Genomic DNA, 21,682 nt, shown 5'->3' with positions numbered 1-21,682 from the left:
GCCAATCCTTTCTACGAATTGCTTAAGCACCGTGTTCAAAAATCACCTTGTATCCAAGCCGTTTTTTGAACGACATCTTAAGGCAAGCTTATTGCTGCTATACGATACGTGCCAACGCACAAGATGTTTCAAAATTTTATAGAATCTTTATTTATAAAGTTCTCTCCAATTTCTTCCTCAGAAATTCCCTGCCCCGGTGAACCCGGGTTTTGACGGTTGTCACGGGCATGCCGAGGGCGTCGCCAATTTCCTGTAGCGATAATTCATGCAAATAACGCAGCACCATCACCGTCTTGTACTTGGGCGGCAGCGTTGCCATCGCCTGGTGAATGATGGACTGCGTTTCCGACAACAGCGTCTCGCTCTCCGGCGTACGGTTGTCGCTGGGGATCATCGAATAGCCATCCAAGCCTTCAAATTCACTCGACTCGGCATCCAGCGAATAGCTGGGCTTGCGCTTGCGGAGCCGGTCAATGCACAGATTGGTCGCAATCCGGTAAATCCAGGTAGAAAATTTCATATTCTCGTCATACCGCTCCAGATTGTTGTAGACGCGCAAGAACGCCTCCTGCACCACATCTTCGGCTTCCTGACGATTATTAAGCATACGATAGGCCATATGATACAATTTATCCTGATAGAGTCCCACAAGCTCTGCAAATGCCTGCTGGTCCCCCTTGATGGCCATGCGCGCTAATCGCGCTTCCAATGATTTCACGAACCATTCCTCCAAACCTAACGCCCACCGGCCGGTCGTCCGTCCCGGTCTTGCAGCCGCGTCCGATCACCTGATTCTTTCTCTCGATCACCTATTCTTCCAGTCTGTATTGAAAAAGAGCCGGGCGGCAGACATTCTCGTACCGCCTTTGCCCGACTCTCTGGTGCATGTTGTGTATTCAGTCCTACCCGGTATTCCGCAGTCCTGCCGCAATGCCGTTGATGGTGAGCAGCACCTCGCGAAGCAGCTCCGCATCGTCGCCATCCTGCTCACGCAGCGCGCGCAGCTCGGCGATGAGCTGAACCTGGAGATAGCTGAGCGGATCGACATATGGATTACGCAGACGAATCGATTCCTGGATGACCGGTACATTGTCCAGAATTTCCTGTTGTCCGGTAATCTTCAGAATCAGATCGCAAGTCAGTTTATGCTCCGATTCGATCAGACCAAAGATCCGCTCGCGGACCTGCTCGTCCTTGATCATCGAGGCATATTCTCTGGCGATGACCAGATCCGCCTTGGCGAGCGCCATCTGCAGATTGTCGATTAGCGTCCGGAAGAATGGGAATTCGGCATACATCTGTCTTAGCGTATCCAAATGTGCCTCTTTGCCATCCACGTACTTCTGAATCGCCGTACCGGCAGCATACCATGCTGGCAACAAGTATCGGCTCTGCGTCCAGGCGAACACCCACGGAATCGCCCGCAGATCCTCGAAGCGGTCGCTGTTCTTGCGCTTGGACGGACGGGAACCGATGTTGAGCTCGCCAACCTCCGACAGCGGCGTCGATTCCTTGAAGAAGGTCAGGAAGTCCGGATCGCGGAAGATCAGATCCTGATATGTCGTCAGCGCCGTATCCGAGATTTCCCGGGCGATTGCTTCCCACTGCTTCTCTGCTTCCGCTTCCTGATTCGGGAAGCGTGCCAGGCGCGCCGCAGTAACGAGCGCCCATGTGGCCTGCTCCAAACTGCGGTAAGCGATCCCTTGCATCGAATAGCGGGACGAGAGGACCTCTCCCTGCTCTGTAATCTTAATGCCACCGCCCACTGTATGTGGCGGCTGAGCGAGAATACTGCGGTTCAGCGGCATACCACCGCGACCAAGCGCACCGCCGCGACCATGGAAGAATTTCAGACGCACATTATGCTCATTGCCGATCTGGGTAATATCCTGCATCGCAACGCGCAGCTCCCAGTTGGCCGTGACGGCTCCGCCGTCCTTGTTACTGTCAGAGTAACCCAGCATGATCTCATGCAGATTGCCGCGGGCGGACACTGCATCGCGATACACCTGAAGACGGAACAGGCGGGCCATAATGTCAGGCGCAGCATGCAGGTCATCGATGGTTTCAAAGAGCGGAACCGATTGGAGCGTACAGCGGATCGTTCCGTCCGTTTCCTTACGGTATAATCCGACCTCTTTGGCGAAGACCATAACTTCCAGCATGTCGCTGGCACCCTGGGTCATACTGATGAGGTAGCTGGAGATACAGACTTCTCCGAACTCCTGTTGTGCACGGTAGATCGTTTCGTATACATCCAGACACTCGCGGGTGCTCTCGGAATAGTCCAGATAGCCAGCCGTTAACGGACGAGGATCGTTAAGCAGTTGATGCAGCAGCTCAATCTTCTCTTCCTCGGTGAGCGATGCGTAATCCTCAACAACGTTCATCTTAGCTAGAATCTCAGCCATCGCATTCTCATGCTCTTTACTGTGCTGACGGACATCCAGCGTCAAGAGATGGAAACCGAACAACTCCACCTGGCGAATCAGTTTCTTAATATACGTATCTGCCACATAATCGGCATAATGATGGCGCAAGCTTTGATCGATCACGAGCAGGTCAGCCTTTAGCTCATCCGGGCTGTTATAACGCTTCGCTGTACCTTTAAGTGCCGCATCACGCGTGTTGGTCAGCTTCTCCAGCATGAAGGAGAGCTTGATCCGGTAAGGCTCCTTCTCATTGCGCCACATCTCGATGCATTTAACCGTCTCGATATGACTGCGGTCGGTCGCGATCGACTCCTGCAGCTCAGGCGTCACGTCAACAATATTGGTGCTGAAGCTCAGCAGGTCCATCAGTTCCTTAAGCTTCTCTTCATATTTCTCCAATGTGAGCTGGCGATGCAGCGTCAGCGTCTCCCAGGTGACCTTGGCGGTTACAGACGGATTGCCGTCGCGGTCGCCGCCGATCCAGGAGCCGAACCGCAGATAGGTCGGCACATGCCAGTCTTCGCCCGGGTAATATTTCTCGAGGCAGCGCTCCAGCTCTTCATACACCTCAGGCAGCACTTCAAACAGCGTCTCATCAAAATAGTACAGGCCGTTGCGGACCTCATCGATAACGGTTGGCTTGCGATCCCGCAGCTCATCCGTCTGCCAGAGGGTCAGCACTTCGCTAAGCAGACGCTCACGCAGCTTCTCCCGCTCCCGGTACGTCAGGGTAGGATTGTCCAGCTCCATCATCTCGCTGGCCATCCGTTGATGCACATCCATCACGGCGCGACGTGTCGCCTCCGTCGGGTGAGCTGTCATCACGAGCTCCAGCGAAATATCGCCGAGCATCTCTTTGACAACAGCGACTTCGATCTCCCGTTCCTTGAGCGTCTGCACTGCGCTCTCGATCGATCCGGGTTGGACCGATTCGCCCGCCGAACGCTCATAATCGCGCTTGCGGCGTACCCGATGGTTCTGCTCGGCGATATTAACCAGCTGGAAGTAGATCGCGAAGGCACGGATGACTTGGTGACGGATCTCCGGACTCAGCGACTCGGTTACCCGCTTGAACTCCTCATACAGCTCAGGCAGGAACTCCGCACGCAGCGTCTTGCTCATTTCACGAATCTTCTCTACGATCTCCAGCAGCTCTTCGCCGCCTTGATGGACAAGCACCTCGCCCAATATATTTCCCAGAAAACGGACGTCTCTGCGCAATAGATTGCTCGATTGCGGACGAACGGCCGTTGGTGAAGCAGTCTGCTCAGACATAAACGAATCCTCCTGTAAGTTCCCAAACATCGGTTTTTTCACTTGTTACATCATACTACAAAAACCCCCGCTATTGAAGACCTGGCACTCTTTAACTTTAAAAAGTAGGCCGGGCCCACCGCACTGAAGTCTCACTCCGGATAAAGAATTTTTTAAATCAATGCACTTGATTATGACGTTACGTCGTGTGATATGGTGTCTTTACCGGTAATCAACTAGCGCATGGCGTATAAGGAGATGGTTATGCAAAAATCTTGGAAAATAGGCGAATTGTCCAAACTGACGGGTTTAACGATTCGAACGCTGCAATATTATGATCAAATCGGTTTATTTCAGCCCAGCGGTGACTCCAACTCAAAACAAAGGCTTTATACGGAAGAGGATATTTCAAGGCTCCAGCATGTCCTTTCACTAAAGGAACTCGGATTGTCTCTTGATCAGATTAAATTAGCACTTGTGGAGGATCAGGTTAGCCTTTTTGAAATAATCTCCCTGCACATTAAAAGTTTGAAGGATAATATAGCCGTTCAGATGAAACTGGTACACGAGTTAGAATCAATCGTGCATCTTATGGACAAACAAGAACCACTGACCCTTGAACATTACACCAACTTACTGGGCGCAATGCGGATGAAACATGCTGAAGAACGTCGTACAAGCTGGAACGTGCACCTGGACCGGCTCGGCGACTATCTCGGCGAAGATCAGCCAAAGCACCCGACTGGAGGCCATTCGAATGAATAATAACCATTTTGTCGAACACCATACCTTTGCTATTGAACGCCATTATCACGTCTCACCTGCCACGGTTTTCGCTGCCTGGGCAGATCCCGTTGCCAAATCCAAATGGTTCCCGCAGGCCGAGCAGTTTGAATTTCGCGTCGGCGGCAGGGAGTTCAATCGCGGTGGAGGGACTACTGGTCCCATATACACTTTTGACGCCCGCTATGAGGAGATCGTGAAGGATCTTCGCATCGTCTATTCATATATTATGGATAGGGAGAAAACTCCAGTGAACAAGGTGAGAATATCAGCTTCTTTAACCACCGTTGAATTCAAGACGGTGGAAGACGGCACAAGACTTATTTATACAGAGCAAGCTGCATTTCTGGATGGTCATGATACACCGGATTTACGCATGCAAGGAACACATTCGTTTCTGAATCAGCTCGGCGAATACTTGGAATCGGTGTGATGAACCCCAAATAAGGGTGCTCTCGCTATGCTGTAGGAGATACAAAAAAAACCCTTGCATAGCAAGGGTTTTAAGTATTAAATAATATGGAGCGGGTGATGGGAATCGAACCCACGCTATCAGCTTGGAAGGCTGAAGTTCTACCATTGAACTACACCCGCATAGTAACTTGTAACAAGCAAGGCGGTTCTCAAGAAAATGTGTAATGGTCGGGACGACACGATTTGAACATGCGACCCCCTGGTCCCAAACCAGGTGCTCTACCAAGCTGAGCTACGTCCCGATCATAAAAAATGGCGTCCCCTGAGAGATTCGAACTCCCGGCCTTTTGATTCGTAGTCAAACGCTCTATCCAGCTGAGCTAAGGGGACAAATATGGAGCGGAAGACGGGAATCGAACCCGCGACCCTCGCCTTGGCAAGGCGATGCTCTACCGCTGAGCCACTTCCGCATAGTACCTGTTTCGTTCAGGCGACAAGAAATAATATAACAGGTATTTGGAGAAAAAGCAACTGTTTTTTCAAAAAAAATGTAGAAGGCCATCCCGCCCCGGACAGACCTCTCCCCCGCTCGTGACCGAGCAGGGGAGTCTAAGTGAATGCGATAGTCTCAACGGACCTCTATGCGCCTACTGTTACCAGCTTTTTTGCGCCAGATGGGGATGGCTGCACAGGAGCTGGCGATGCAGGCTTAGGCGCCTCGTGCGCCAAAGCAAAAGGCAAGCACAACGGTACACCGGTACGCGGGTCTGGAACGACGTCCGCTTCGATTCCGAACACTTCACGCAGGATATGCGAGGTCATGACCTTTGTAGGCGAGCCTTCGCCCACGACAGTCCCCTTCTTGATGGCAATCATATGATCCGCATAACGGGAAGCATGGTTCAGGTCATGGACAACCATTACAATCGTGCGTCCTTCCTTCTCGTTGAGCGTCTGCAGCAGCTGCAGCACCTCAAGCTGATGCGCCATATCGAGGAACGTCGTCGGCTCATCCAGGAAAATAATATCCGTGCCTTGCGTCAATGTCATGGCAATCCAGGCGCGCTGACGCTGACCGCCAGAGAGCTGATCAACCGGACGATCGGCGAATTCGGACATGCCTGTCGCTTCCAATGCCCAGGCAACAACACGGCGGTCCTCCGCGCTCATCGAGCCGAAGCCCTTCTGATACGGGAAGCGTCCGTAGGAGACGAGTTCAGAGACCGTCAAGCCGTCGGGAGCTGTCGGATTCTGTGGCAAAATCGCCAGCTGCTTCGCGACTTCCTTGGTAGACTGCTTGTGAATCGACTTCCCGTCGAGCAGCACGCTGCCGCTTGAAGGAGACATGATGCGGGCCAACGTTTTCAGAATGGTGGACTTGCCCGACCCGTTTGCGCCAACCAGCGCTGTGACCTTGCCTTGCGGAATCGCAATATTGAGGTTCTCTACGATCATGCGTTTCTCATAAGCAATATTCAAAGCCGTTGTTGTCAAACGAATCATGAATCAACACACTCCTCTAATCGTCAGCATCCATCGATTATGTATGAAAGCTGCTCATTGTATCCCTTGCAGGATGAAGCAGACCAAGTTAACTTCTCATGTCACACGTGATAATGATTATCACTAACATAGATTATGATAATCGTTCTCAGCAGGAATTGTCAAGTATGAATCCATTTTTGTCACAATATCTACAACGATAACCGGGCGGGTGAAGCAGCCTTAGCTATCCCACCCGCCCGCAAAAGCAGCGTATTGGTCTTATTTGCTTCTTGAAAGCAAGTAAAGAAAATAGGGCGCGCCAATGACCGCTACCACGACGCCAACCGGGATTTCCTGCGGCTGCAGAATCATCCGGCTCGTTACTTCGGCTACCAGCATGAGAAGCGCACCCGTCAGCGCAGCTCCCGGCAGCAGGAATTGGTGCTTGGGCCCGACCAGCCGTCTCGCCAGATGGGGGCCGATCAGGCCCACAAAACCGATCGCTCCGCTCACGGCAACACAAGATGCCGCCAGACCGACTGCCGCAGCCAGCAGCTTCAAACGCTCACGCTCCACCGGGGCTCCCAGACCGCTGGCCGTCTGCTCGCCAAGATTAAGCACGTTAAGCACTCGAGCCTTGGTGAATACATAAGGCAACAAAACGACAATCCACGGCAGAAGCGCGAGGACAAACTTCCAGTTGGAGCCCCAGATGGAGCCAGCGAGCCATGTCGCAACGAATTGGTACTTCTCCGGACTGATCCGCAGCGTCAAGATGATCATCACCGCGCTGATACCAGCAGCCACCCCGATCCCCGTCAGCAACAGCCGGGTGGGCGATAGCCCCTCCGTCCGGCTGTAAGCCAGTCCGTAGATGAGCATGGCGGTCAGTGATGCGCCAATCAGTGCCAGCACGGGCAGCATGAAGACCGGTGCAGCCGATGTCGACGGGTAGAAAGCCACGACAAGCATGACCACCAGACCCGCACCCGCATTAATACCGAGGATACCGGGGTCAGCCAGCGCGTTGCGCGAGACCCCTTGCATAATACAGCCCGATACCGCCAGACCAGCGCCGACCAGCATAGCGATCACGATGCGGGGCAGACGAAAATCAAACAGAATCAGCTCCTGCTTAGGCGTACCCAGGCCAACCAATGTCTTAAGGACATCGAACGGCGTCAGCTTACTGTAGCCGGTATTCATACAGATAATAAAGACAACAATGATTAATAGACCGAGAATCGTCAGCACGCGGATCCCGCGGGCGGTACGCTCCTGCTCACCCAGTGAACCATGCAGCTTCATTACAGCTCCCTCCTTTCCCTGCGAGCAAGGTAGAGGAAGAACGGTACACCGAGCACAGCGATTATGGCGCCGATCGGCATCTCGTATGGCGGATTGATAATACGAGCCGCCAAGTCCGACAGGACGACCAGCAAGCCGCCAAGCACCGCTGAGCATGGAATAATCCAGCGGTAATCTACCCCGACCAGATAACGGGCGAGATGGGGAATAATCAGCCCGACGAATCCGACAGCGCCCACGACGGCGACCGAGGATCCGGCCAGGATCAATACAATGATGCTGCATACGATCTTGGTTACCCCTGTCCGCTGACCCAGTCCGGAGGCCACTTCATCGCCCAGGCTGAGCAGCGTCAAAGACCGGGACATGATTAGAGCCGCTACGATAGCTGCCAGCGCCCAGGGAATCATGATTTTGAGATGCAGCCATTTGGTTCCCGAGAGTCCCCCTGCATAGAAATACGCCAGATCCTGACCGATCTGGAAGTACAGCGAGATGCCATCCGTAAGCGCTGCGAGCAGCGCCGAGACTGCCGCACCGGCCAGCACCAGGCGCACCGGCGTCAATCCGCCGCGGGCAAGCGAGCCAATGCCGAAGACGATGCCCGCACCCAACGCAGCTCCAAGGAACGCATACATAATGAGAAACAAGAAAGGCATGCCTGGCATAAAGGCAAAACACAGCGCCATCATAAAGGCGGCTCCCGCATTCAAACCTAGCAAGCCGGAATCGGCCAGCGGGTTGCGAGTCATCCCCTGCATGATCGCTCCGGCAACTGCAAAGCTCGCGCCGACCATGACACCGCCCAGCACCCGTGGCAGCCGGAGCTCCATAATGACCAGGTGCTCGGTCAGACTACTATCGAAGCTGAAGATCGATTGCCATACAGTGGCCAAATCGATTTCTTTTGCACCGAAAGCGATCGATACGCCCATGCCCAGCAGCAGCGCAAAGAGGCCGCCAACCAGGACGATCATCCCCGTAACCGGCCGGGTGTGCAATTTGGGAGGATGAGCCGTTTCCTTTGACGGTCCCGAGCCGTCATTCGTCGATTGATTAAATCCCGCCATAAGTTGTCCTTGCCTCCGTGAGAGTGAATATCATTATCATTATAGCGGAAACCACGTGGACACGCCATGGATAATGAAAAGAATTTTTTGTGGACATTTGCAAAAAGCGGGTAATAACAAACACCAATGTATACACAACCACAGAATCTGTGGCTGAAAAGCTTATGCTTCCGAAGTGAGTTTTCCTTCGGAAAACTTAAGCGAATGCTTCCGAAGTGAGTTTTCCTTCGGAAAACTTTAAGGAGGAGACCTATGCTCAGCAATCGTTTTTTTCGAATCAGCCTGGCGATTCTCATTTGGCTATCTATTATTTTTATGGCGTCGCTCGTTGATTTCATCTTTGCGCCGATCGCCGTAGCTGTTCATTTGCTGATCGTACCGGTCATGCTCTGCGGCTTCCTATACTACCTGCTGCGACCGATCGTTGAGCTGTTCGTCAATTGGAAGGTCCCCCGTACCTTGGCAGTGCTGCTCGTGCTGGTTCTGCTCGTTGCTGTGGTTGGCGGCTTCTGGGTGCTCATCTGGCCGACGCTGGTGAAGCAGACCACGACCTTCATGGAGAGTCTCCCTGAGATTGTGGATACGATGGAGGAGCAATATGAATCACTGCGCGGCAACGGCTTCGTCAGTTCGATGCTGCCGGAGAATACCTCCTTGCTCAATCGAATCTCGGAAACCATTAGCAACAGCTTCACCGCCGTCACTGATTATGCGGGCACCATTATTGATTGGGCGATGGATGTCGTTATTGCGATCTCCATCATTCCGATTCTGCTGTTCTTCATGCTCAAGCAGACCGACCGGTTCCCCAAGCGCATCACACGCGTGGTGCCACAACGGTACCGTGCCGACTCGCTGACCATGATGAGCGAAATCGATGCGGCGCTGAGCGGGTTTATCAAGGGACGTGTCATTGCCACACTGCTGATGGGCCTGCTCATCTTCGTCGGCTTTATCGGCATTCAGCTGCCCTATGGTCTGCTGCTCGCGCTCATTGCTACGCTGCTGAATTTCATCCCGTACATCGGGCCGATTGTCGGCACCATTCCTGTCATCATCGTGGGCCTGACAGTCTCGCCGTGGATGGCACTCTGGGCCGTGCTTATCATAATCGTTGCCCAGCAGATCGAGGAGGTGCTGCTCGCCCCCTACGTCTACGGCAAAAGCATGGATATCCATCCGCTCATGACGGTCATCCTGATTCTGGCTGGAGCGGAGCTCGCCGGATTCATCGGCCTCATCCTGGCGATCCCGGTCTACATGATTATCAAGATCACCGTGCAGCATGTCTATAGTCTCTACATTACCGATCACCGACAACCGGACGGAATGCCTTAATCCTGGCGAACAGAGAGGGGCGGAGTGTATGCACCAAGCATACGCTCCGCCCCTCTATTACTCTCAGAGTATAGCCCTATGGTCCGCCCATCAAGCCAGCCGTCGTCGCTCGATTAGGTTGATGCCAATCCCCATGAAGAGAACAATCATGATGACCAGTTTGGCAGACGGGGCAGCCAGATCCGTCCAGCCATAGTCGAACAGAACGATGCCCTTGAGCGCATGGAGTGCATGTGTCAATGGCATGAGCTCGGCAACGGCTGTCATAAACGGCCCGCTAATGGGAAAATACGCCCCGCTCAGCAGCGGCATTGCAGGAGCCAGCATGGAGATGACCGAGCCGTTGGTCTCCGCGCTGCGGATTGTCCCAACAAGCAGCATCGCCAGCGACACGATCGACAGCACAAACATCGCAACAATCAGCAGGATCAAGTGATAGCGGTAGCCAATATCCATGCCAAAACCGAACTGCATGACCAGCAGCATCAGCATAATCTGCACCACCCCGATCACAAAGCTGTAGATCAGATAACCGAGGTACATCTGGGATTTGCTCACCCGCGAGAGTATCATCCGGTTCCAGACGCCGGCGTTGCGATCCTCCAGCATCACATTGACCTTCAGGGCAATCGTCAGAATCGAGAAGAATAAGGTAAATGCGAAGAGCAATTGAATCTGCATCGTGTTCTTGACCCGGGGCTCACCGGCTAGGGTCAGCCGCTCCATTGTCAGTACTGGTGCCTCCAGCGCCTGCCGCACACCGGCCTGCAGCGCGTCCACATCATTCACCAGCTCGCCCGCAGCCTCAAGCTGTCGGTGCTCATTCAACTGCTGCTGCACGTACCGGTCGACGAGCATGACGCTCGCATGCTCTGCAGCCGCTGAGAGACGATACTCGCCCGCTTCCGACAGCCGGACCGCTACCTCTGCGCGTCCTTCGCGGATGTCAGCCCTCGCCTGAGCCTCTGACACGAGCAAAAAACGAAACTCCTCGCCCTGGTTCAAGACCGCCATCCACTGCTCACGTTCAGCCTCGTTGACCGAGCCGTCCACATAAGCTGGAATAGAAGTCGTCCCTCCCAGATTGGAGGCGAAAACCAGTGTCAGCATAATCCCCAGACCGATGAAAATCAGAAAGAGGTAATTCTCCCGCCGCCATAAGTTATGCAGGATAGCCCTCATGACACCCTCCTCCTTCCCGGGAACGTCCAGCAGCCCGCGGCCACCAGAATCATACCTCCCATGACCAAGTAGCCGATGGGTTGCAGCAGCGCGCCTGGCGCTTGCTCCTGAATCCATTGTACATAGGTGGATAAGGACAAGCCGTTGGGTGTCCAGATGCCCAGCCGGTTGATCCAGTCCGGCATGGTGGCGAGCGGCCCCATACTGCCGCCGAGCACTGCCATGATGGTCACACCGACACCCGCGAATAACAGTCCCGCGGCCGGTCCGTCGAAGCGGAAGTTCAGCGCAGTGAACAGCGCGCACAGCCCGCCCACAAACCAAGCCAATCCCGCCGAAATCAGGCCGAGTCCAAGCCACAACTGCATGCTGGCTCCTGGAAACACATCCAGTATGAGCTGCGAAACCACAAATACCAGCATCAGCTGCAGCCAGGCAATCAGCGCCGTGCTGGTCGTTTTGGCTGTCAGATAGCGGAGCGGGGACCGATCAGCCAGTATGATGCGGTTGTACACGTATTGCCGCTTCTCCTGGTAGGCCTTGCCCGCTGAATTGCTGGCGATGAACAACACGAACAGCACCGTCATCGAGAAGGTGTAATACTGGAAGCTTGTGACCGGCGCCATGCCAGTATCGGGATCCAGCCCGCCCTCCGGCAGCTCAACGGCTTGCCAGCTAGAGGCAGCAATCGCCTCCTCGGAAGCGCCCCGTTCGGAGAGCTGCTGGTGTACCGCCGTCTGAAAGCTAAGTGACCGAGTGAAGGACTCGATAATGCCCTCAAAGAGTTGAACCTGCAGTGTTGAGCTGCCGCCAGCGGTCACCTGCAGGGTCACCGGATCTCCCTCGCTCAGCAGCATACGGGACAACCCCTTTGTATCGAAGCCAGCTGGCACCGTCAGGATCGCATCGATTTCCAACGCCTCCAGAGCCTCCATGGCCTGAGCAGCATCCATGTGGTGCATCTGGACCCAGGATTGCACATCCTCATAGTCCAGCATATTTAGTAGCAGCCGGCTGGGCGCCAACGTTTCCGCAGAGGCCGCAAGCTCAGCCTGTGCTTCGTCGTCCAATCCGCGCGAGGGCAGCGTATCCTTAAATGCCGTAATTTCCCCGGCGGTATCCCCTTCCATGACCAGCGCCGCCTCTACCCGGAGCGCGTCCGGATTTTCCGCAGTAACCCCACGGATCGAGAAGCCCAGAATCAGGATAAGAACCATCGGCGAGATCAACACCACGGCGATCCCTTTCCAATCCTTGAGGAAGAGCAGCAGATCCTTTTTGAAAAACATCCCGCTCCCCCCTAATCCCTCAATGTCCGGCCTGTCAGATGCAGAAACACATCCTCCAGGCTTGGCGTCTGTACATGTACGCTCACGACTTGAATCTGCAAGCGCTCAGCCGCTTGCACAACCTCCGTCAGCAGCCGGCTTTGCTTGGAGAAGATGACCGTCAATCCACTCTCTGTCTCCTTGACCTGCCGCACGTGGCTCAGCTGTCTTAACTCCTCCGCCAATCGCCCGCCCGGCTTGTCGAGCTGGATCTGCATCACATCATCGCTCGTGAGAATCCGCTGCAGTTCTTGCTTGGTGCCTGCGGCGATGATGCGCCCGTGATCCATAATGTACATGCGGTTGCACAGCTGCTCGACTTCCTCCATGTAGTGACTCGTATAGAGTACGGTCATCCCCTTTTCCCGATTCAAGAGCCGCACTGTCTCCAGAATATGATTGCGGGACTGCGGATCAATGCCCACCGTTGGCTCATCCATAATGACCAGTTGCGGATCATGCAGGAGTGCTGCCGCAATATTGACCCGCCGCTTCATGCCGCCGGAGTAGGTCTTCAGCGCCTCCTTCTGCCGCTCCCGCAAACCGATCATCTCCAGCGTCTCCTGAATTTTGCGCTCCAGTCCACTGCCCGACAGATTGTAGATCCGGCCAAAAAACTTCAAATTCTCATAGGCGCTCAGCTCCTCATATAGAGCGATTTCTTGGGGCACCACACCGAGCACCTTGCGAATCGCCGCCGGGTGCTTGACGACACTCTTGCCGTGCAGCAAGACATCGCCGGACGTGGGGGCCAGTAATGAGGCGATGATTGAAATCGTGGTCGACTTGCCTGCGCCGTTAGGTCCCAGCAGCCCAACCGATTCGCCTTTGTCCAGATACAGATTCACGTCTTTGACGACGGTTTTGTCCTTGTAACGCTTCTCCAGCATGGATGTCTCCAGCATACCGTTCCCTGCCTCTCTGCCGTTAGCTCCTGTGGCTACTCCAGCCTCGTTCGATGATTCTCATTATATAGAAAAAAGACAGTGCTCCCACTGTCTTCGGTCATTACTTTGCACACCATCCATGACCTCCGTCATGGTACCGCCTCAGACAAGATCGTGGCGGAGCGCATAGATCGCCAGCTGTGTCCGGTCACGCAGCTCCAGCTTATCCAGCGCCTGGCTGATATGATTTTTCACCGTTCCCTGGGACAAGGAGAGCTCGGCAGCAATCTCGCGGTTGCTCCGGCCCATGCCGACGAAGCGGATCACGTCCAGCTCGCGGGGGGTCAGCGTCACGTCCGCAAGCCCTTCCTCGGGCACACGCGGCGTGGTGGCGGATTCCTGCCCCAGCAGCCTTGGCATCACCTTCGCTGCCACCTGGTCGCCCAATGACAGTCCGCCTGCGAGCACGCTGCGGATCGCCTGTAAGAGTTGGGCAGGATCGGCGTCCTTGAGCATATACCCACTGGCACCAAGCTTGAGTGCCTGGAGTGCATACTCATCGTCATTGAATGTCGTCAGAATGAGGAGCTTCAGGTCTGGCCAGCGCTCCCGCATGACTGCGGCGGCGCTCAGGCCGTCCATCTCCGGCATCCGGATATCCAGCACCGCCAGATCAAAGTAATGGGATTCGCATAACCGCACGGCTTCCCTGCCGTTCCGGGCTTCGCCTGTCACCCGGATCTCCGGATCGGATTCCATCATCATCTTAAGTCCTTGCCGAACCATCGCCTGATCCTCGGCCAGCAGAATCCGTATCATCGTTCGTGCTCCTCCCCCAGTGGAATGATGCCCCGCAGTTCAAATTGGCCGGTGCCCTGCAAAATTTGGAGCTGACCTCCCAATCCCTCGATCCGCTCGCGCATCGCGCGCAACCCAAATCCTTCACGATATCCGTCTTGCTCTGAGGCATACTGATTGGCTACCTCGAAGCGCAGCACCGTATCGCCCGGCACCTCGAAGCTCACCTCGATCTGGCGACTGCTGCCGTGACGCATCGCATTGGTGAGCGCCTCCTGTACGGACCGAAAAACAGCGACGGCCGCCTCGTTGCCCAGACGTGCCGACAGTACCCCTTCGCCCAGTGTGAAGCTGATGCGGACGAAGCTCTCCGCCTCCAATCTGCGAATCAGCTCCAGGATTGCGCGCAGCCCGCCGCGCTCCTCCTGATGCAACGCGCTGACGGCGGCACGTGTCTCAGCCAGGCTCTCCTGGGACAGCGTCTTGAGCTGCGCCAGCTGCCCGGCCAGCTCCGAATCGGGGTTGCGCATCCGCAGCACTTCCAGCTGCATCGACAATGCAGTTAGCTTATGCCCCATGGAGTCATGCAGATCCCGAGCGATGCGCGTACGCTCCTGCTCACGCACGGCCTCCTCGCCCTCGACGCCGTGCCGCTTGAGCCGCCTGTACTCGCTGAGCAAGGCCTCTTGCAGCTCCTGGCTATGGGACAGATCCTCGCGCATGACGCGGTAGGACCAGGAGATCAGACCGGCCATTGCAGCCAGCAAGACCACATAGGCGACAGGCACTGCCAGTGTACCTGTCCAGTTCGGGAGCAGCGTCAATATCAACAGCAGCCCCCCTACCGCGACCATGTGCGGGGCGGGTAGCCGCAGCGCCGCTTTGCCATATAGAAAACCATAACACAGCAGTGCATAGATGCCGCCGTCCGCCATCTCGCCCGTCCAGGGCCAGAACACCATCGCAGCTGCACCACCAGCTGCCGACAGCAATAACGTGAGCAGTACCGGTCGTGTTCTCGCTAATGGTGCGACGAAGAACAGCCCCAGAAACAGTGCGCATCCGAGCCACTGATACGGCTGAATGCGCTGCAGACCGATGTCCAGCAGAGCCGCCATCCAAATCCCTAACAGCACGATCAGCCAAGTCCAGTAGGATCTCATTCGAATGTCTTTCCTCCCGCCCCTTGTCATTTCTATTTATTCTAACGAAGGCTCGGCAAAAAGGGAATGCCATCGCCTGCTCCGCTTCCGTTACCCCTCAAACGATAGGTGTACATTCCACGCAAAAACCTATAGTTTGTCTAGTTTCTTCCAGCTGCCAATCCAGCTAACATAAATAACGGGAGTTCCTTACTCCCTGTTGCAAGCGCTTTATAAATTCTGGGATGGAGGGGATTTACTACATGCGCAACACTTTCTCATCATGGCTGGCCCTTGTGCTGACCGTGGCTTTACTGCTGCCGCCCGGCTTCTTGGCAGCAGGAACTGGCAGCCTGTCTGCTGCCGAGGCAGGCGATATTCTGATCGAGCATGATTTTGAAGATGGTACCACCATGGGCTGGGGACCGCGCGGGGACGAATCCATTGATTACACCGAGGAAGCGGCCCGCTCCGGCGTTGGCAGCATCAAGGCCTGGAACCGTACTCAGAACTGGAACGGGCCTAGCCTCAATGTGAAACCTCTGTTGGAGCCAGGAACGACGTACCGGATCTCGGCCCATGTGAAGCTGGCTGAAGCGCCAGCGGCAGATAGCACGATTCGTCTCTCAATGGAAAACAGAGCAGCGGGATCAGAGGATACGTTCTATACGCAGTTGACCTCTACAAGCACGCGGAGCACGGACTGGATTGAGCTGAGCGGTTCCTTCAGCTATGACGCGCCGATGGATGTTCTCTCCCTCTACATTGAATCCTCCAATGTCGGTGATGTGCTCTACGTGGATGACGTAACCGTCCGATCGCGGGGCAGTATTCAGACGGATATCCCGAGCTTGGCGGAGGTCTATGAAGACTACTTCGAGATCGGTGCCGCGGTAGAGAACATCCATCTCTCCGGCATCCATCATCAAATGCTCGATTACCATTACAATTCTGTTGTTGCTGAGAATGTAATGAAGCCAGGCTCTATTAATCCTCGTGAGAACGTCTATAACTGGGCGGCCGGGGATACACTGCGGGACTATGCGAAGGCTAACAATCTGAACCTGCGTTTCCACACGCTGGTCTGGCACAGTCAGGGCAATGACTGGATTCTCGAGGACAGCGAGGGCAATGAGCTGGCGCCGACGCCGGAGAATAAACAGCTCGTCCTGGATCGGCTGGAAGCCTATCTGCGCGAGGTCGTTGGTCGTTACAAGGATGATATCCGCGACTGGGATGTCGTTAACGAAGTCATTGACGAGGGCCGTCCGGACGGCATGCGCAACAGCGGCTGGTACCGCTTGACGGGACTGGATTTCATTCGTACCGCCTTCAAGGTCACCCGCGAGGTTGCAGGCGACGATGCGATGCTGTATATCAATGATTACGGCACGCACAATCCGCGCAAGCGGGATTTCCTCTTTGACCTGGTGACAGACCTCAGGGCCGAAGGCATCCCGATTGACGGCGTCGGCCACCAGACGCACATTAACATCACGGGTCCATCCATTGCACAGATTTCGGACTCGATCCGGATGTTCGGTGAAGCCGGCTTCGATAACCAGATTACCGAGCTGGACGTCTCTGTCTATACGAATAGTACAGACGCTTACCAAGATGTGCCGGATGAGCTGATCGTCATGCAGGGCTACCGGTACAAGGAACTATTCGACGAATTGAAACGGCTCGATGACCTTGGCAAAGAGAATGGCGCAGCTGGCGGCTGGATCAGCAATGTCACGCTGTGGGGCATCGCCGATGACCATACGTGGCTGCACAATCGTCCAATTACACGCCAGGATGCACCGTTCCCCTTCGACAAGTCCTACCAGGCAAAACCGGCTTATTGGGGCATGGTAGATGCCAGCAAGCTGCCGCTCTCCCCGCTGACAGCTCGTGTTGTGCAGGGGACGCCGGCTGGTGCACAATCGCTGGTGTGGCAAACGACGCCACCGCTTCATACCGAAGCAGTCGGTACGCTGGATGCCGACTTCAAGCTGCTCTGGGACCGCGGTCATCTGTATGCCCAGGTCAATGTCACGGACAATTCCAATCAGCCAGGAGACAAGGTGGAGTTGTTCCTTGCTAACGGCGACCAGACGATTCGCGTCCAGGCTGACCGGCATGGTACAAGCAGTACGGAGACAGACCAAGGTTATCTCGTGACTGCCGCAATCCCACTCCCTGCGAGTGCGGCGCTTGGACAACAGCTCCGGTTTGATGTACGTGTGACCGATTCCGGTGCTGATGACGGCACGGAGCACGGCAAGAACGGCAATGTGGTCTCCTGGAGTGATCCAAGAAATAATCAGCATGCTGACCAACAGGGCTTCGGCACACTGACGCTGGCCGAAGCGGTCAAGGTTGCTCAGTCCGTCAAAGGTACGCCAATCATTGATGGCGAGCGGGATGAACAATGGGATGAGGCAGGTCCCGTCCTGACAACCAATGTATGGGTGCAGGGCAACTCCGGCGCAACTGCGGAGTTCCAGACGATGTGGGATGATGAGCATCTCTATGTATATGCCGTCGTTCACGACGACCTGCTCAGTGATGCCAGCACCAACCCATGGGAGCAGGACTCTATCGAAATCTTCGTCGATCAGAACAACGCCAAGACGTCGGTTTTTGATGGCGATGACGGACAATATCGCATTAATTACAAAAATGTCCGAACGGTAGGCGGCCATGCCACCCAGGATAATTACACCTCCGCCGTCTCGATTCTTGAAGATGAGGAAGGCGACGTCATCGGCTATGTCGTAGAAGCGGCTATTGCGCTAGATCGGATTGACGCACGTGCCGGGCATATGCTCGGATTCGACCTGCAGGTCAACGACGATCAGAATGGAGACGGTATACGCGACAGTGTCGCGATCTGGTCTGACCCTACAGGTCAATCCTATATGGATACCTCTCGTTACGGCGTGCTGCACTTGGTGGATGAGTTGACCGTTGCTCCAGCAGCACCTGAGCAAGTCACTGCCGCAGCGGACAGCCAGCAAGCCATTACCGTGCGATGGAACGCGGTCAGTGAAGCCAATGGCTATCTCATCGAACGTGCTTCCAGCGCCAGTGGACCTTGGTCGCTCGTCTCCCTGCTAGTAGAGGGGACATCCTGGCAGGATACAGGACTGCAAGCTGGGACCACGTATTATTATCGTGTAACCACATGGAAGGAGCTGACTCAATCTCAGCCTTCTGCAGTCATCTCTGCAACCACGCAGAGCAGCTCGAGCGGTTCTTGGACTCCACCTCCACCAAGCGGAGGCGGCACGGAAGAACCGGAAACGCCAGCTCCATCCAACACAATCCGTCCGACCCTGCAAACTGAGAACGGCCGCACAACAGCTGTCGTCACAGCAGCTGAGCTTAACGCGGCCCTGAACCAGTCGACTGTCGGTACCGACGGGAAGAAACGCATCGTCATCGACCTGTCTGCTGCCCAGAGCTCCGGTAGTTATGAGTTGGAGCTGCCGCTGGACAGCCTGCAAGGTGATGGCTCGCATACCCTGGTGCTGACAACTCCACTGGGAACGGCAGAGCTGCCAAGCCACATGCTGAACCGAATCGGTGAACTGAATGTCGGTACGATCTCGATCCGACTTGCTGCAGGTTCTACGGATGGGCTCAGTGAGGCGTTGGCGCAATCCATCGGCACGCGTCCAATTCTGGAGCTCGATATTCTCGCAGGTGGCGAGGCGATCACCTGGAGCGATCCGGATGCACCGGTGAAGGTAACCCTTCCGTACACCGCCAGCGCTTCCGAGCGCCAGCAGCCGCATCGCCTGGTCATCTGGCATGTGGATGGACCTTCGTCCGCAACACCAATTATGAATAGCCGTATGGATACAGCGGCGAATGCCATGTCGTTCTGGACGACGCATTTCAGCACCTTCGCGGTCTCGTATCCATCCCATAGCTTCAATGATCTGCAGCGTGTGCCATGGGCACATGGCGCAATCCATGCGATGGCGGCGCGCGGCGTGATTCGCGGCGTATCGGAGACCAGCTTCCAGCCCCACGCCGAGGTGACCCGCGCGGATTTCATCGCGCTTCTGGTACGGGCATTGGAGCTGCAAGGCTCCGGGGATACCGTTACCATGTTTGACGACGTTGATGCATCGGCTTACTATTACGAGGAACTGGCCATTGCCCGCGAGCTGGGCATTGCGCAGGGTACGAGCGACGATCGCTTCGAGCCCACCCGTGCCATCAGTCGCCAGGATGTAATGACACTCGTCCACCGGGCACTGGCTGCTGCTGACCGAGAGCTGCCTGCGGGCGGATCGCTCGACCGCTTCGTCGACCAGAGCGCTGTCGCCAGCTATGCTCGCGAAAGCACAGCCGCGCTCGTCGCTGCGGGCATCGTCCAAGGTGTCGGCGACAACAAGCTCGAGCCACGCCAGCCCCTCACGCGCGCCCAAGCAGCGGTCATCATCTATAATGCTTGGCAGTAATTAACGTGGCGCAGGCGACTGGCGGGCCTCGCCCACCGTCGCCTCGCGCAAAATAGGCTGTCTTTCCTCCTAGTTTGTACTAGGGGAAAGACAGCCTTTTTGTGTGCTATGTATTCTACCAAGTAATTATGCGCTTGTGACGCACCTTGATGCCTCGCTGACGGGCCCATGCGACCAGCCGATTCATATCATCGTAACCTGCCTTGTCCAGGCGAGCGGCGTAAGCCATCGGGGCCAATGATCTGCCAACCGGTACGATGCCGATGGCGGGTGCCTTTCCCGTGCGGACCAGCAGCATCGCCAAATCATGGGGATAGTACACGCGTCCATTCACTTCAAGATGCTCCTCGCTCAGGATGATGCGCGGTGCTCCCTTGATTAGGTGGTAGGCGTGATAGATGAAAGCAGCCACCAGGACCATGAGCATCACAGTGGACGCAATGGACCAGCCAACTGGCAGGTAAGGATTGAAGTAGATGACGGATGCGGATAGCATTCCCCCAAAAGTGCTGACCAGGTTGGCACCCCGCACCATCGGAAGAGCCTTTAGCGGGCGCTCTTTTACCTCTCCCTGCACAACGCTACTTAACGGCTCAGACATCACAATCCCCCTTTCTCTCGCTAGCTCCATTTTACCATTATTTAAGCTTTTTCTTTGTTAGCACGGCCTTACTCATATGGCGCATATTTTCCGCTATCTCCAACAGCGGATAATATGCGGCGTATCCGTAATGTAGCGAATCTAGAGCTGATGCCTCATATGATGAGGGGAGCGTGATGAGGGAAGAGCCCCTCATACCCGGCTCTGATAATTCATCCCCGTTCCTTGCTCCACGTACAGCTGCAAACTGTGTAGGAATATAGCCCAGTTGTAGTTGCACAACCGGAAGAACGGCGTGACCTCGCGCCAGTTCTGCTGAGCCAGGGTAACCCATGTCTTGCCACTCTTCTTCTCCTCCAGCTCGATGAGGATCGTCGTCCCTACCCACTCCGGGTCGGATGCCGTACACTCCCACACAATCCGACGATGAGGTACAAGCTCGATAAGTCGCATCTGGGTCAAATCGTCAGCACCGAATTGAAACGTCAAGGTATCACCGATCACCTGGCTGACAGTCAGTTCATTCGTCCATATCGCAGACAATCCCTCTCCGGTCGTCAATGCCTCATACACGACCTCAGCCGATGCTTTAACCACGTGCAAATGCTCAATATTCGCCATTATGGATCTCCTCCCTGTTCTAGGGCTATTGTATCACCCCAATCAGGCAGAGACTTCTTCGGAATTGCTAATCGTTACCACCACGTGCCTGGCCTACAAGCACCTCAGGGGCCAACTGAGAGTCTACCCCACCTTGACCCCATGGCGCTTCGCCCATGCCCGGAGCTCACGGAGGCCTTGATCCTCATCCTTCGTTATCCGGAACCACTCTCTGCGCCGCAGCCTCTCGCGGCCAGGAGACTTAATCCGCAATTGCGGCCGAAAATACCCCCGGATGACGATATGTCCGATCTCATTCGGGTAATACATGATATCTCCCGCTATGATATACTTCTCATGGATGATCAAAGGGTGATTGCGCGGCTGAGGAAGATACCGGATGGCCTCAGCTAAAACAACTGCGATGAATCCCATTAAAGTAGCCGCTACCACCATTGACCACCCACTCGTTCCACCCCAGACAAGCCGCCCCAGCATAAATAACAGCAAGCTGAGATAGAGCACTTCCGGCCAGGCGGATAGCTTTTTTGCTTCAAAACCTAGGGCTTTCTCCATAGGTCCCCCCTTCGTCCCATACAA

General features: G+C 55.3%; 17 protein-coding genes and 4 tRNA genes. 4 read left to right on the top strand and 17 right to left on the bottom strand.

Features of this window, described 5'->3' with window-relative positions; translation table 11 throughout:
• Window positions 1-151: 151 nt before the first annotated feature.
• Complete coding sequence (gene sigW / locus F556_RS0122305; protein ID WP_020619215.1) at window positions 152-718, bottom strand: RNA polymerase sigma factor SigW; 567 nt, start codon at window positions 716-718, stop codon at window positions 152-154.
• Between the two features lie 184 nt (window positions 719-902).
• A complete protein-coding gene (ppc, locus tag F556_RS0122300) occupies window positions 903-3,707 on the bottom strand; it encodes a phosphoenolpyruvate carboxylase (RefSeq protein ID WP_020619214.1) in 2,805 nt (934 codons plus the stop codon).
• A gap of 243 nt (window positions 3,708-3,950) precedes the next feature.
• Between ppc and F556_RS0122295 the strand changes: the two genes are divergently transcribed.
• Both F556_RS0122295 and F556_RS0122290 read left to right on the top strand, forming a co-directional pair.
• Window positions 3,951-4,451: a MerR family transcriptional regulator gene (locus tag F556_RS0122295; RefSeq protein WP_020619213.1), complete on the top strand. Its 501-nt coding sequence runs from the start codon at window positions 3,951-3,953 to the stop codon at window positions 4,449-4,451.
• Window positions 4,444-4,902 carry an SRPBCC family protein gene (locus F556_RS0122290; RefSeq protein WP_020619212.1) on the top strand — a complete coding sequence of 153 codons (459 nt, stop codon included), beginning with the start codon at window positions 4,444-4,446 and terminating at the stop codon, window positions 4,900-4,902. The genes F556_RS0122295 and F556_RS0122290 overlap by 8 nt, the downstream gene beginning before the upstream one ends.
• A gap of 87 nt (window positions 4,903-4,989) precedes the next feature.
• Here the strand turns inward: F556_RS0122290 and F556_RS0122285 are convergent.
• From F556_RS0122285 to F556_RS0122255, 7 genes are all read right to left on the bottom strand, one after another.
• Window positions 4,990-5,063 (bottom strand) — tRNA-Gly (locus F556_RS0122285).
• Window positions 5,064-5,108: 45 nt separating this feature from the next.
• Window positions 5,109-5,185: transfer RNA gene (locus tag F556_RS0122280), tRNA-Pro, on the bottom strand.
• A gap of 11 nt (window positions 5,186-5,196) precedes the next feature.
• Window positions 5,197-5,273 (bottom strand) — tRNA-Arg (locus tag F556_RS0122275).
• A 5-nt stretch (window positions 5,274-5,278) separates the two neighbouring features.
• Window positions 5,279-5,353 (bottom strand) — tRNA-Gly (locus F556_RS0122270).
• A gap of 169 nt (window positions 5,354-5,522) precedes the next feature.
• The gene (locus F556_RS0122265; RefSeq protein ID WP_020619211.1) at window positions 5,523-6,386 is read right to left on the bottom strand and encodes an ABC transporter ATP-binding protein; all 864 of its coding nucleotides are present in this window, start codon (window positions 6,384-6,386) and stop codon (window positions 5,523-5,525) included.
• 261 nt (window positions 6,387-6,647) lie between these two features.
• Window positions 6,648-7,676 (bottom strand): FecCD family ABC transporter permease, encoded by a 1,029-nt coding sequence (locus tag F556_RS0122260; protein WP_020619210.1) that lies wholly within the window; start codon window positions 7,674-7,676, stop codon window positions 6,648-6,650.
• On the bottom strand, window positions 7,676-8,746 hold the full coding sequence (locus F556_RS0122255) for a FecCD family ABC transporter permease (protein ID WP_020619209.1): 1,071 nt from the start codon (window positions 8,744-8,746) through the stop codon (window positions 7,676-7,678). The genes F556_RS0122260 and F556_RS0122255 overlap by 1 nt, the downstream gene beginning before the upstream one ends.
• Window positions 8,747-8,998: 252 nt before the next feature.
• Between F556_RS0122255 and F556_RS34875 the strand changes: the two genes are divergently transcribed.
• Window positions 8,999-10,084 (top strand): AI-2E family transporter, encoded by a 1,086-nt coding sequence (locus F556_RS34875; protein ID WP_020619208.1) that lies wholly within the window; start codon window positions 8,999-9,001, stop codon window positions 10,082-10,084.
• Between the two features lie 90 nt (window positions 10,085-10,174).
• On the opposite strand, the gene F556_RS0122245 is transcribed toward F556_RS34875, so the two are convergent.
• The 5 genes from F556_RS0122245 to F556_RS0122225 all read right to left on the bottom strand — a co-directional run bounded on the left by F556_RS0122245 (window position 10,175) and on the right by F556_RS0122225 (window position 15,442).
• Window positions 10,175-11,266, bottom strand: a complete 1,092-nt coding sequence (locus tag F556_RS0122245; RefSeq protein WP_020619207.1) for an ABC transporter permease — start codon at window positions 11,264-11,266, stop codon at window positions 10,175-10,177.
• Window positions 11,263-12,555, bottom strand: coding sequence for an ABC transporter permease (locus F556_RS0122240; RefSeq protein ID WP_020619206.1), 1,293 nt, complete (start codon window positions 12,553-12,555; stop codon window positions 11,263-11,265). Before F556_RS0122240 ends, F556_RS0122245 begins: the two co-directional genes overlap by 4 nt.
• Window positions 12,556-12,566: 11 nt before the next feature.
• A complete protein-coding gene (locus tag F556_RS0122235) occupies window positions 12,567-13,499 on the bottom strand; it encodes an ABC transporter ATP-binding protein (RefSeq protein ID WP_020619205.1) in 933 nt (310 codons plus the stop codon).
• A 144-nt stretch (window positions 13,500-13,643) separates the two neighbouring features.
• The gene (locus F556_RS0122230; RefSeq protein ID WP_020619204.1) at window positions 13,644-14,300 is read right to left on the bottom strand and encodes a response regulator; all 657 of its coding nucleotides are present in this window, start codon (window positions 14,298-14,300) and stop codon (window positions 13,644-13,646) included.
• Window positions 14,297-15,442 (bottom strand): sensor histidine kinase, encoded by a 1,146-nt coding sequence (locus F556_RS0122225; RefSeq protein ID WP_020619203.1) that lies wholly within the window; start codon window positions 15,440-15,442, stop codon window positions 14,297-14,299. The genes F556_RS0122230 and F556_RS0122225 overlap by 4 nt, the downstream gene beginning before the upstream one ends.
• 242 nt (window positions 15,443-15,684) lie before the next feature.
• Between F556_RS0122225 and F556_RS36515 the strand changes: the two genes are divergently transcribed.
• Window positions 15,685-19,881: an endo-1,4-beta-xylanase gene (locus tag F556_RS36515; RefSeq protein WP_020619202.1), complete on the top strand. Its 4,197-nt coding sequence runs from the start codon at window positions 15,685-15,687 to the stop codon at window positions 19,879-19,881.
• A gap of 115 nt (window positions 19,882-19,996) precedes the next feature.
• Here the strand turns inward: F556_RS36515 and F556_RS0122215 are convergent, their stop codons facing one another.
• The 3 genes from F556_RS0122215 to F556_RS0122205 form a co-directional block, all read right to left on the bottom strand.
• Window positions 19,997-20,482 (bottom strand): hypothetical protein, encoded by a 486-nt coding sequence (locus F556_RS0122215; protein ID WP_020619201.1) that lies wholly within the window; start codon window positions 20,480-20,482, stop codon window positions 19,997-19,999.
• 192 nt (window positions 20,483-20,674) lie between these two features.
• Window positions 20,675-21,103: an SRPBCC family protein gene (locus F556_RS0122210; protein WP_020619200.1), complete on the bottom strand. Its 429-nt coding sequence runs from the start codon at window positions 21,101-21,103 to the stop codon at window positions 20,675-20,677.
• A gap of 123 nt (window positions 21,104-21,226) precedes the next feature.
• On the bottom strand, window positions 21,227-21,658 hold the full coding sequence (locus F556_RS0122205; protein ID WP_020619199.1) for a hypothetical protein: 432 nt from the start codon (window positions 21,656-21,658) through the stop codon (window positions 21,227-21,229).
• Between the last annotated feature and the right edge of the window lie 24 nt (window positions 21,659-21,682).

Source organism: Paenibacillus daejeonensis DSM 15491 (assembly GCF_000378385.1).
GTDB lineage: Bacteria > Bacillota > Bacilli > Paenibacillales > Paenibacillaceae > Paenibacillus_D > Paenibacillus_D daejeonensis.
This window is presented reverse-complemented; position numbering and strand designations above follow the sequence as displayed.